The 12,778-nt window shown below is 30.5% G+C and carries 12 protein-coding genes; 9 read left to right on the forward strand and 3 right to left on the reverse strand.

Annotated features, from left to right (window positions below; translation table 11 throughout):
* Window positions 1-31: 31 nt before the first annotated feature.
* Complete coding sequence (locus ACLII3_RS14975) at window positions 32-1,681, reverse strand: serine hydrolase (protein WP_412985225.1); 1,650 nt, start codon at window positions 1,679-1,681, stop codon at window positions 32-34.
* Between the two features lie 163 nt (window positions 1,682-1,844).
* Here ACLII3_RS14975 and ACLII3_RS14980 point away from each other — a divergent pair, with 163 nt between their 5' ends.
* The 9 genes from ACLII3_RS14980 to ACLII3_RS15020 all read left to right on the forward strand — a co-directional run bounded on the left by ACLII3_RS14980 (window position 1,845) and on the right by ACLII3_RS15020 (window position 11,458).
* Window positions 1,845-2,615: a TIGR02757 family protein gene (locus tag ACLII3_RS14980; RefSeq protein ID WP_412985227.1), complete on the forward strand. Its 771-nt coding sequence runs from the start codon at window positions 1,845-1,847 to the stop codon at window positions 2,613-2,615.
* Window positions 2,616-2,665: 50 nt separating this feature from the next.
* Window positions 2,666-4,153: a S10 family peptidase gene (locus tag ACLII3_RS14985; RefSeq protein WP_412985229.1), complete on the forward strand. Its 1,488-nt coding sequence runs from the start codon at window positions 2,666-2,668 to the stop codon at window positions 4,151-4,153.
* A 4-nt stretch (window positions 4,154-4,157) separates the two neighbouring features.
* Window positions 4,158-5,375, forward strand: coding sequence for a hypothetical protein (locus ACLII3_RS14990; RefSeq protein ID WP_412985231.1), 1,218 nt, complete (start codon window positions 4,158-4,160; stop codon window positions 5,373-5,375).
* Between the two features lies 1 nt (window position 5,376).
* Window positions 5,377-6,387, forward strand: coding sequence for a glycosyltransferase family 2 protein (locus ACLII3_RS14995; protein WP_412985233.1), 1,011 nt, complete (start codon window positions 5,377-5,379; stop codon window positions 6,385-6,387).
* A gap of 104 nt (window positions 6,388-6,491) precedes the next feature.
* Window positions 6,492-8,417, forward strand: a complete 1,926-nt coding sequence (locus ACLII3_RS15000; protein WP_412985235.1) for a BatA domain-containing protein — start codon at window positions 6,492-6,494, stop codon at window positions 8,415-8,417.
* A complete protein-coding gene (locus tag ACLII3_RS15005; protein WP_412985237.1) occupies window positions 8,414-9,664 on the forward strand; it encodes a dihydroorotase in 1,251 nt (416 codons plus the stop codon). Before ACLII3_RS15000 ends, ACLII3_RS15005 begins: the two co-directional genes overlap by 4 nt.
* 6 nt (window positions 9,665-9,670) lie before the next feature.
* Window positions 9,671-9,997, forward strand: a complete 327-nt coding sequence (locus ACLII3_RS15010; protein ID WP_412985239.1) for a hypothetical protein — start codon at window positions 9,671-9,673, stop codon at window positions 9,995-9,997.
* A 6-nt stretch (window positions 9,998-10,003) separates the two neighbouring features.
* Complete coding sequence (locus ACLII3_RS15015; RefSeq protein ID WP_412985241.1) at window positions 10,004-10,645, forward strand: alpha/beta hydrolase; 642 nt, start codon at window positions 10,004-10,006, stop codon at window positions 10,643-10,645.
* Window positions 10,646-11,458, forward strand: a complete 813-nt coding sequence (locus tag ACLII3_RS15020) for a GNAT family N-acetyltransferase (protein ID WP_412985244.1) — start codon at window positions 10,646-10,648, stop codon at window positions 11,456-11,458.
* On the opposite strand, the gene ACLII3_RS15025 is transcribed toward ACLII3_RS15020, so the two are convergent.
* Window positions 11,455-11,964 carry a hydrolase gene (locus ACLII3_RS15025; RefSeq protein WP_412985246.1) on the reverse strand — a complete coding sequence of 170 codons (510 nt, stop codon included), beginning with the start codon at window positions 11,962-11,964 and terminating at the stop codon, window positions 11,455-11,457. The two genes, ACLII3_RS15020 and ACLII3_RS15025, sit on opposite strands and share 4 nt — an antisense overlap.
* A 1-nt stretch (window position 11,965) precedes the next feature.
* Window positions 11,966-12,727 (reverse strand): MBL fold metallo-hydrolase, encoded by a 762-nt coding sequence (locus ACLII3_RS15030; protein WP_412985248.1) that lies wholly within the window; start codon window positions 12,725-12,727, stop codon window positions 11,966-11,968.
* Window positions 12,728-12,778: the final 51 nt, after the last annotated feature.

The following is a 12,778-nucleotide window of genomic DNA, read 5'->3' on the forward strand; positions in this document are numbered from 1 at the left end:
AGAGATGGTTTTTGTTGTTTTTATTTTAAAATCATTCAACTTTTTTACCTGAAATTTGTTGTCCTCCTTGGTTAAGTGTTACCATATTTACATTTCCACTTTCATCTCTACCAAAAATTAATTCTGCAGCAACTACCTTTAAAAAAAACTTATCCTTAGCTTCTGCAAAAATTTCGTTTGGACCTTGTCCTGTAGCTTGTCCATATATTTTTCCATTATTTACTTTTATTTCAATTGCAAATTCAGGAGTTAACTGGTATTTACCTACATAACCTTTTAATACTTCTTCACTTAAATTTATTTCTGTCTTAGCTACTGGAGGTGCTTTATCTATTTCTTTTCCTATAGCAACCTCTTCAGTTTTAAAAATTGCTTGTTTTTTACCATTTACCATAGAAAAATTATATTCTATATTTCCACCATCAAAAATAAATCGTGTTGACGACAAGGGAAAAATTTCAAATTTAGTACTGTTTTCTCTCTGACTAAAAACCTTCCCATTTTCAACAGTTATATGACGAATAGCTCCATTAGGAAATTCATATGCTCCAATCCATTTATTTAACTCAGACTCATTTAACACAATCGCATCTTTTATATCTGGAAATGGCTTACCTATAACGATAGCAGCAATTTTTGTAGCATAATTTCCTGGACTACTACAATCGCAATTAGTAAGTACAGATACAAACACATCCTCCTCTGGTAAATAAATACCTTGAGTGGTATATCCAAAAATACCTCCTCCATGAGTTATACTTTTTGAGCCTTGAATTTTACCAGCTTGAAGACCGTAACCATAACCAATATAATCACCATTATTTAATGACGAACCATTAATTGCTTTTTCATAGCTTTCTTTTGAAATAAGTTCATGATTATTTAGAGCTTTTTGCCAAATTAGAAGGTCATCTACATTAGATATTATTGCACCTGCTGCATATGGCAAAGTCATACTCAAATAATCTGCATTTACATAACCATCTCTATTTTGATAGCCATAAGCTCTATTTTTAATTATTTTTTCATGACTACCATAATACGTATTCTTCATGCCTAATTTGTCAAAAAAGTTTTTTTGTATAAAAGCTTCATATGAGTCTTTAGTAATTAGTTCTATTATATACCCTAAAATTACATAACCTGAATTATTATATCTATACTGTTCACCTGGATTAAAATCCATAGGTTGGTCTTTAAACACATCAATAAGTTCAGTCGGAGTAAAATCTACTCTAGCTTGCTCTCTAAAGCTTTCAATTGCTGTATAGCTCTTAATTCCTGAGGTGTGATTTAATAAATGATGAATGGTAATAGTCTTACCATTTGTTGGATAGTCTGGTATGTATTTAGTTATCTCATCTTCAACCTTCAACTTTCCTTGTTCTTCAAGCATTAAAATAGCAATAGCTGTAAACTGTTTAGTAATAGACCCAATTTCAAAAACATGTTCAGGTTGCATCTTCACATCAAGCTCTAAATTAGCATATCCAAACCCTTTTCTATAAATTACTTCTCCATCTTTATATATTAAGGCAGTTGCACCTGGGCCATTATGCTCATATTGTTCACTTAAAATTGCATCTACATCTTTCTCTATATTTTGTGAAATACTATGAAGTCCTAGCAACATAAAAAATAAGAACAGTGCCTTTTGAGGTAGTAGTTTTAACGTTTTCATTATTAGTTTTCTTTGATTGATATTAAATTTACTATTATGACGACATAACCTAATTTAAGTTACATTAAAAGAGAAATTAAGGGTCTTTTCATAAGATTTATACTCCTATTCTCCAATAAAATGAAGTTTTCTAAAAACTTATCTATAGTTTTGTGACATGCAAATGGACTTAACAAAACAAGAACTCAAAGAATTTCTAGATGCTAAAGTAATTGAGTTTAATAATCCAAAGTTTATTGAAAGTGATCCAATTCAAGTACCACATCAATTTTCTATAAAAGAAGATATTGAAATTGCTGGTTTTTTAACAGCTACTATTGCTTGGGGAAATAGAAAAAGTATTATAAAAAATGCTAAACGATTAATGCAACTATTGGATAATGCTCCTTATGACTTTGTTCTTAACCACACCAGTTCCGATTTAGAAAAACTACAACCCTTTGTACATCGTACATTCAACGGTGAAGACTGTATTCAGTTTATAAAAAGCTTACAACATATTTACACAAATCACTCAGGGTTAGAATCTATATTCAACACCTATGCTAACCAAGAAAATTTACAATTTGCAATTCATAAACTGAAACAGCATTTTTTTGAAATTGACCATTTACCTAGAACTCAAAAACATATAAGTGACCCTTTAAAAAAGTCTGCTGCCAAACGTATTAATATGTTTTTACGTTGGATGGTTAGAAAAGACAATGCAGGTGTAGACTTTGGTATATGGAACAGCATTACGCCTTCTCTACTGTCCTGTCCTTTAGATGTTCATTCTGGTAATGTAGCTAGAAAATTGGGTTTACTTACAAGAAAACAAAATGATTCTAAAGCCTTGGAAGAATTAGACACATCATTACGAGAGCTCGATCAAAATGATCCAGTAAAATACGATTTTGCACTCTTTGGATTAGGTGTTTTTGAAGGGTTTTAACATTATTATTTTTTTTACCTTTAAACCTCACTAACTTATTACTATTACTCATGAAAAAGCTTTTATTCTCTTTATGTCTTTTAAGTTATTTTACAATCCATAGTCAAAGCAGAACTATTCCTGTAGATACTATGGTTGTTACAACACATAACACAACTGTAAAAGGCGTTAGTTTTTCATATACAGCCGAAACAGGCACGCAACCAGTTTGGAATGATGAAGGTAATCCAATAGCCACTCTTTTTTATACCTATTACACTAGAAACAATGTGAAAAATAGAGCTAATAGACCTTTAATAATTTCGTTTAATGGAGGTCCTGGATCAGCATCAGTATGGATGCATGTAGCATATACTGGCCCAAGAATACTAAACATAGATGAAGAAGGTTATCCAGTGCAACCTTATGGATTTAAAAGTAATCCAAACTCTATCATTGATGTTGCTGATATTGTTTTTGTAAATCCAGTCAATACGGGTTATTCTAGAATGGTGCCAAATAATGATGGAGAAATGCCAGACAGAAAGCAATTTTTTGGAATCAATGAAGACATTGAGTATTTGGCAGAATGGATAAATACTTTTGTATCTAGGCATAATCGTTGGGAATCACCAAAATATATTATTGGCGAAAGTTATGGAGGCACACGAGTAATGGGATTAGCAAACGAATTACAAAGTTCTCAATGGATGTATTTAAATGGTGTGATTATGGTTTCTCCAGCCGATTATAATGTTTATAGTAATGGACAGCCAATTTACTCATCATTGAACTTACCATATTATACAGCAGCAGCGTGGCATCATAAAATGCTTCCTTCTACTTTACAAAGTAAAGATTTACTTGACATTTTACCTGAAGCTGAAAATTTTGCCATTAACACACTTATGCCAGCAATAGCTAAAGGAGGTTTTATTTCGGATGTTGAAAAAAATGAAGTAGCCGAAAAAATGTCTTACTACTCTGGACTAAGTAAAAAAGTAATTTTACAGCATAATTTAGATGTACCAACACGCTTTTTCTGGAAAGATTTATTACGAGATAAAACAGGCCAAACCATTGGTCGTCTAGATTCTCGCTATTTAGGTATTGATAAGATTGAAGCTGGAACTAGTCCAGATTATAGTGCAGAACTAACGTCATGGCTACACTCTTTTACTCCCGCTATTAATCATTATATCAAAAATGAATTGAATTTTGATACAGATATTAAGTATAACATGTTTGGAAATGTGCATCCTTGGAATAGGCAAAACAATACTGTTAGAGAGGATTTAAGACAAGCCATGGCAGCTAATCCATATTTAAAAGTACTAACGCAATCTGGCTATTATGATGGTGCAACAACTTACTTTGCTGCAAAATATTCGCAATCACAAGTAGACCCAAGTGGAAAAATGAAAGATAGATTTTCTTTTAAAGGCTACAGAAGTGGTCATATGATGTACTTAAGAAATGAAGATTTAATTTCTGCTAATGAAGATTTACGTGAGTTTATTAAAGAATCTTCAGCTAATGGAAAAGCTGCAAAATACTAACTAAATGCAAAAACTATCTATTGGTAGTCTGTTAATCATTCTATTTTTTTCGTGTTCAAATATAGAGCAAGACTTTCAGTTGATTAACTTAGATATACCTAATGATGTAAATAGTTCTGAACCAAGCTTACATAAAGCAAAAGATGGAACGATCTATTTGAATTGGTTTGAAACCAACAAAGATGATGTAACATCTTTAAAACTTGCAACATTAAAAGATAATAAATGGTCAAATATATCAACTGTAGCTTCAAGCTCAAATTGGTTTGTAAATTGGGCAGACTTCCCTTCTATTACTAGTTTTGGGGATAATTTAGTTATACACTATTTAGAAAAAAGTGCTGAAGACACTTATGCTTATGATGTTAAGTTACTGACTTCAAACGATAAAGGAGCTACATGGAACAATGCTTTTACACCTCATACAGATGGCACACAAACAGAACATGGATTTGTAAGCAAAACAGCTTTAAATGAAGAATCATACTTAACTGTCTGGTTAGATGGCAGACAAATGGCCTATGCAAAAAAGGATAGTACTGTCACGTCTCAAATGTCTTTACGAGCAGCTATTATAAATTCAAAAAACAAAATTATTAACGAGTATACTTTAGATAAAAGAACTTGTGATTGTTGCCAAACAGATACAGCCTTGACCAATGAAGGTCCTATTGTGGTCTACAGAGACAGAACTGCTCATGAAATAAGAGATATTTATTATACAAAACAATTAAACGATACTACCTGGTCACAGCCAAAACCTCTATATAATGATAATTGGAAAATTGGAGGCTGTCCTGTAAATGGTCCAGCTATTAGTGCAAAAAATGATAATGTTGCTGTATCTTGGTTTACAGTTGCCAATGACAATCCTCAAGTAAAAGTTTCGTTTTCTAAAAACAATGGTAACACTTTTGAAACACCTATTCTTATTGGTAACTCAAAAACTTTAGGTCGTGTAGATGTAGAAATGCTGGATGAAGACTCTGCTATTGTAAGCTGGATGGAAACCGAAAACGGACAAACAGTAATAAATATACAACAAGTATTTAATAATGGAGACAAGAGTAATGTTTTTACTGTTTCAAAATCCAACGAAAGTAGATCCAGTGGGTTTCCTCGTATAACTATTAAGGGAGAGCAAATAATTATTGCTTGGACTCAAGTTGGCGAACTACTCAAAGTAAATTCAGCAATTATAAACACTAATGTTTTTAAATAATATGGAAAACACTCCATTAATTAGCATCCTTACGCCTTTTAAAAACACATCAAAATACTTAGCCGAGTGTTTAGAATCTATTATTTCTCAAACCTATAACAATTGGGAGCTTATAATTATTGACGACCATTCTTCAGACAATAGCTATGATATTGTTAATGAATATGCTCGTAAAGATTCTAGAATTAAGCTTTTTAAAAATACTGGTAAAGGTATTATTGAAGCCTTACAGCATGCATTTTCTTTAAGTTCAGGAGAATTTATTACACGAATGGATAGTGACGATATCATGCCTAACGATAAGCTAGAACACATGCTAAACAGTCTACTTAAACATGGTAAAGGACATGTAGCTACTGGATTAGTTAAATATTTTTCAGATCAAGGTATTAGTGATGGTTATAATAAATATGAGCAATGGCTTAACAAGTTAACAAAAACAGGAAGCAACTATAGTGAGATTTACAAGGAGTGTGTTATTGCTTCTCCATGTTGGATGACTTATAGAACTGATTTTATTGCATGTGATGGTTTTAATCCAAATTTATATCCTGAAGATTACGACCTTACGTTTAGGTTTTATAAGCATGGGCTAAAATGTATTCCTTGTGATAAGCTTCTTCATTATTGGAGAGACTACCCTATTCGTACTTCTAGAACACACGAGCATTATGCGCAAAACTATTTTTTAGATATTAAGCTTCGTTACTTCTTAGAATTAGATTACAACAAAAACAAAACACTAACAATTTGGGGAGCAGGTTTTAAAGGAAAAACCATTGCAAAAGCATTAGTAGAAAAAGAAATTCCATTTTATTGGATATGTGATAATCCTAAAAAAATTGGAAAACACATTTATAACCAAGAATTAAAACCCTTTGAGTTTTTAGAAACATTAAACCAAACGCAAAGTATTGTTACTGTTGCAAATAGTGATGCTCAAATAGAAATAACAAAGTATTTAAAATTACAAAACAAGATAGCAATGGAAGACTATTTTTTCTTTTGCTAGACTTTTTAATTTCAAACGTTAAATTTCTCAAAAGTAACATGAGCAAATAGCATTTCATTTTCTATATTTACCTTAAATAACTACTCAACAATTACAAATAAGGAATGCAGTTTAAACATCCAGAACTTCTTTACGCATTATTTTTGCTCATCATTCCAATTATTGTTCATTTATTTCAATTACGTCGCTTTCAAAAAGTTGCTTTTACCAATGTAGAATTTTTAAAAAATGTTAATCTACAAACAAGAAAAAGCTCTCAAATAAAAAAGTGGTTAATATTAACAACCAGACTCTTATTACTAGCTGCAATTATATTAGCCTTTGCTCAACCTTATTTTAGTAAAACAAATAGTTTAAATAAATCGTTAGAAACAGTTATTTACTTGGATAATTCGTTTAGCATGCAAGCTAAAGGAGCCAAAGGAGAATTGCTAAAAAGAGCTGTTCAAGACATTATTACATCAAGTGATGATGCTCAAAAAATCACTTTATTTACTAATAACGAGACTTATAGAAACACAACAGCTAATAGTATTAAAAATGAATTATTGCAGCTAGATTATGCATCTAGCCAATTAGATTACAGTGAAGCTGTTTTAAAAGGAAAAAGCCTATTTTCTAAGAATAATAGTACAATTAAAAACTTAATAATAGTTTCAGATTTTCAGCAAACTCAAAGTACATTACAATTACAACAAGATTCACTAATCAATGTACATCTTGTACAACTAAAGCCTAATAACCTAAATAATACTAGTATAGATAGTGTTTACATTTCAAAAGCTACAGCAGCAAATATTGAAATTACTGCTACAGTAAAAAACACAAGTTCAAATGTAAGCAATGACATTTCTGTCTCTTTATATGATAATGATAATTTATTAGCTAAATCTTCTGCTACAAAAACAAATAATTATTCGGTGCAATTTACATTGCCTAATAATCAAATAATAAATGGAAAATTAAGCATCGATGACCCAAATCTATTATTTGATAACACACTCTACTTTAATATTAATGCACCATCAAAAATTAATGTATTAGCCATAAATAATTCTGATGATAATTATTTAAAAAGAGTATTTACTGATGATGAATTTAATTATACATCTTCTACTTTAGACCAATTGAATTTTAACTTAATAACCGATCAAAATTTAATAGTTCTTAACGAGTTAACAACTATTAATAACGCGTTAAGCAATTCAATAACAAGCTACATAGATAATGGTGGGGGTGTTTTAATTATTCCTTCAGAAAAAAGCACCTTAACCACTTACAACCAACTACTTAAGACAATATCAACATTTCAAATAGACAGTATCACAAACGTAGAAAAATTGATTACTACAATCAACTACGCACATCCAATTTTTAAAGATGTTTTCGACAAACAAGTATCTAATTTTCAGTATCCAAAAACCAACAGTTATTTTGCTTTAAATACGTCTAACAATACCATTCTCAACTTTGAAGATTCTAAACCTTTTTTAAGTCAATCAGGAAATGTATTCCTTTTTTCAAGCGCTTTAAATAGTGTAAATTCTAACTTTATTAATTCGCCATTAATTGTACCTACACTATATAATATTGGAAGACAAAGTTTAAAACATCCTAAACTCTATTTTACAATTGGAGATGATAACACTTACGATATAGATACGCAACTACAAAGTGACCATATATTAAAGCTTTATAATACAAGCCTTGAATTTATACCACAACAGCAAACATTTAGCAATAAGGTAACTATTACAACTACCGATTTACCTAACATTGCTGAGATATATCAAATTGTAAAAAACACAGATACAATTAAAAATATAAGCTACAATTATAGTCGAAAAGAAAGCCTTCAGAATTACTATAACTTAAGTCAAATTAGTAATCTTACAGTACAAAATTCTGTACCAGAAGTTTTCAATACTATAAAAAGTGATACAAATATTGATGAGCTATGGAAATGGTTTGTTATTTTTGCACTAATCTTTCTAGGATTAGAAATGCTTATTTTAAAATTCTTTAAATGAACGTACTCATAAAGTCGGCAACAATCATTGATTCTAAAAGCGATTTTCATAATAAAACGCAAGATATTTTAGTTGAAAATGGCATCATCACAAAAATTTCCAGTCGTATAAGTAATCCAAACAACTATCAAGAAATAAGACTAGACAACCTACATATTTCTCAAGGATGGTTTGACAGTAGTGTTAGTTTTGGAGAGCCAGGTTTTGAAGATAGGGAAACTATTGACAATGGATTAAAAGTAGCTGCTAAATCAGGCTTTACAACTGTTGCAGTAAATCCAAATACAAACCCAGTAGTAGACTCGAACGCAGATATTTCTTTTTTAAAATCTAAAGCAAATAATCATGCCACTAGCCTGCATCCTATTGGAGCTTTAACAACAAAAAGCGAAGGTAAAGACCTTGCTGAACTGTTTGACATGAAAAATGCTGGAGCAATTGCGTTTGGTGATTATCAAAAACCTATTAGCAATCCAAACCTATTAAAAATTGCATTGCAATACGCAAGTAATTTTGATGGTTTAGTATACTCTTTCCCACAAGAAAATAAAATAGTTGGTAATGGTGTAATGAATGAAAACATTACTAGTACAACACTTGGGTTAAAAGGAATGCCAGCTTTAGCCGAAAACCTGCAAGTTGCTAGAGATTTGTTTTTATTGGAATATACTCAAGGAAAACTACACATACCTACCATTTCTACTGCTGAATCTGTTGAGTTAATCAGAGCAGCAAAAGTTAAAAATTTAAATGTATCATGTAGTGTAGCTATACACAACTTAGTCTTTACTGACGAAAGTTTAACAGGTTTTGACACTCATTTTAAAGTAACGCCTCCTTTACGTACTCAAAAGGATATTGATGCTTTAATTGAAGGACTAAAAGACGGTACAATTGATATGGTTACAAGTGACCATAACCCTATTGATATAGAACATAAAAAGGTAGAATTTGATTATGCAAAATATGGAACCATAGGTTTAGAAAGCGCTTTTGGTGCTTTAAACTCTATATTCCCTACTAAAACTGCTATAAAATTACTAACCAAAGGAAAAGATAGATTTGGATTATCAAGCAACTCAATAGATGTAGGAAATACTATAGATGCTACTTTATTTAATCCAGATGAAAAATATACTTTCTCTAGTAATGATATCTATTCAAAATCAAAAAATTCAATCTTTGAAAACTCCGAATTAAAAGGAAGAACTTACGGAATCATTTCAAACAATAAAATTGCTATTTAATTAATTATGAACAGTCAGACAATAGAAGAAGGAAGAGGTTTAGCTATTTTATCTTATTTTACATTTATAGGTTTGATTATAGCTATAATTATGAACCTTAATAAGAAAAATGAATTTACCTTTTTTCATATTAGACAGATGTTAGGGCTTATCTTAATGCTTATTATTTCTAATACTGTTGAAGCCTATGTACATAGCTGGTTAGGTACAATTCTATGGGCAATTACATTTTTATGTTGGCTTCATGGACTTATTAATGCTATCACAAGAAAGCCTACTCCTATTCCTTTTTTAGGAGATAAATTTCAAAACTGGTTTCAAAATATAAAATAAAAGAACTTGAAGTTACATCATATTACAAGACCTTCTTCTTTAAAAGAAAACGCACCTTTATTAATTATGCTACATGGTTATGGTAGTGATGAAAATGACTTATTTTCTTTTGCTTCAGAATTACCAGAAGAACTATTTATCATATCAGTAAGAGCACCTTATCCAATGCAACCTTATGGTAATGCTTGGTATGAAATACACTTTGACGCTCCTCAAGGAAAATGGAGCGATAACGAGCAAGCCATCGAATCGCGTGATTTAATTGCCAATTTCATTGACGAAGCTTGTGCTGCTTATCCAGTTAATAAAAACAATGTTACGCTTTTAGGCTTTAGTCAAGGTACTATTTTAAGTTTAGCAACAACCCTAACCTATCCTCAAAAGATTAAAAACGTGGTTGCATTAAGTGGTTATATAAATCAGGATATTATTCCTAATGATTTAAATAATGAGGCTTTTAAGCATTTATCTATTTATAGTTCACATGGAAGTGTTGACCAAGTAATTCCTGTAGATTGGGCTAGAAAAACACCTCTATTTTTAGATGCACTTGGTATAAACAACCAATTTAGTGAATTTCCTGTTGGTCATGGTGTAGCGCCTCAAAACTTTTACGAATTTAAAGATTGGTTAAAAACTAAAATCTAAATGATAGTAAAGCCTTTAAACACAATTCCTTTTCAAGATATTATTGATTGTTTTAATAAATCTTTTGAAGGTTATTTTGTTAAAATGCCTACTGATGCTAATTACTTTAAACAACGCTGGGAAGCTGCTAATGTAGATTATTCACTTTCTTTTGGTGCTTTTGTAAACAACCAACTTATTGGCTTCATCATTCATGCTATAGATACTAGAAATAACAATTTAACAGCATATAATACTGGGACTGGAGTGATTCCTGAATTTAGAGGACAACAAATTGTCAATAAAATATACCAAACTGCCATTCCTATTCTTAAAGAAAAAGGCGTAACTAGATGTTCTCTTGAAGTAATAAAAGAAAACACTAAAGCTATTAAAGCTTACCAAAATGTAGGATTTAATATCTGTAAAAACTATAAATGCTTTAATGGTGAAATAGCGCTTTTAGACAATGAAGATATTGAGTTATTAGAAATAGATGATAGACAATACTATTGGGAAGGAAACGCAAAATACTCTTGGGACAACCAAAAAAAATCAGTTTTAAAAACAAATTATAAATACTACAACGCGCTTCAAGAAAATCAAACTATTGGTAGCTTTATTATAAATTTGGATAATGGTTATATACCTCAATTTTATACCAACCAAAATGATCTTTCAAACTGGAAATTACTATTTCAAGCCATAAAAAAGGTTTCATCAAACATTAAAATTAATAATGTAGATGAAACCCTAGTTTCTAAAATAGATATTTTAAATCATATTGGATTAAATAACAGTGTTGACCAATATGAAATGGAATTATTCATTTAGTAAGACTGCGGAGGATACATAAAATATTCTGCCAACTTATACTTTAATTGTTGATTTTCATCAATTTCATAGGTAATAAGTATTTCGCCCCAATGTTTACCATCAGTAAAATTGGCTATTATCCACTTATGGTTTAAAATCTTAATTTGGTTAATTAACATTTTATTTCCAGTCATAGACACATAAGGTACAATTGGATGGTCATCACCTTCATATTCATTTTGTCTTATTAATCCATCTTTTATTAAAGGAATTAACTCAGAAACATTATACCCATCTCTTTCAAAATAACTTAAAGCGTCCTCATTTCTATCAATTCCAAAAATTGATAACTCAAAGTTTTTATCTTCTAAAACTTGTATAGAATCTTTGTAAGCTTCAATTTTAGCTTCATATTTATCAAACTTTTTCTCGTAAGATTCAAGAATATTTTTTGAATTCACATATTGAAATATCACTAATAATAGTGCAAAAACAAATAAGTATAAGTAAATTTTTCCTTTCATGTTATATTGTAATTTGTAAGTTATCGTAGGCTAAAAAAACGTTTTTTGGTAAAGTTTGTTGTACTTCATCATGAAAACCTAATAAATGGCTAATATGGGTTAAGTAAGCACGTTCAGGATTTATCAACTTAATAAAATCAAGCGCTTCATCAAGATTAAAATGTGATACATGAGGTTCTTTTCTTAATGCATTAACAACTAACACTTTTACGCCTTTCAATTTTTCGGCTTCAATATCAGGAATAGTTTTAGCGTCTGTTATATAAGCAAAATCATTAAATCTAAAACCATAAACTTGCAGTTTGTTATGATATACATTTACAGGAACCACTTCCATTCCTCCTAATTTAAATGGTGAATCGTTTATAGTAAACTCAGTAACCGTAGGAGCTCCAGGGTATTTATTTTCGGTTTCAAAAATATAATCAAAACGCTTATGTAATGATTTTAAAACACGCTCATGTGCATAAATTGGGATATCTCCCTGTTTAAAGAAAAAAGGACGTATATCATCTAAACCAGCAATATGATCGCTATGCTCATGCGTAAATAATACGCCATCTATTTTAGTACATTTTGTTCTTAACATTTGATATCTAAAATCAGGACCACAATCTACAACATAGGCATACGAGTCCCACTCTACAAGAACAGAAACTCGTAAACGTTTATCCTTTGGATTATCACTTAAGCATACAGGATGATTACTTCCTATTATTGGAATCCCTTGAGAAGTACCAGTACCTAAAAATGTAACCTTCATTTTTTCTTTAAATCTGGAAACAAAAATAGGGTTATTTTTTTGTTTACGTAC

Source organism: Pontimicrobium sp. IMCC45349 (assembly GCF_047219225.1).
Taxonomy (GTDB): Bacteria; Bacteroidota; Bacteroidia; order Flavobacteriales; family Flavobacteriaceae; genus IMCC45349.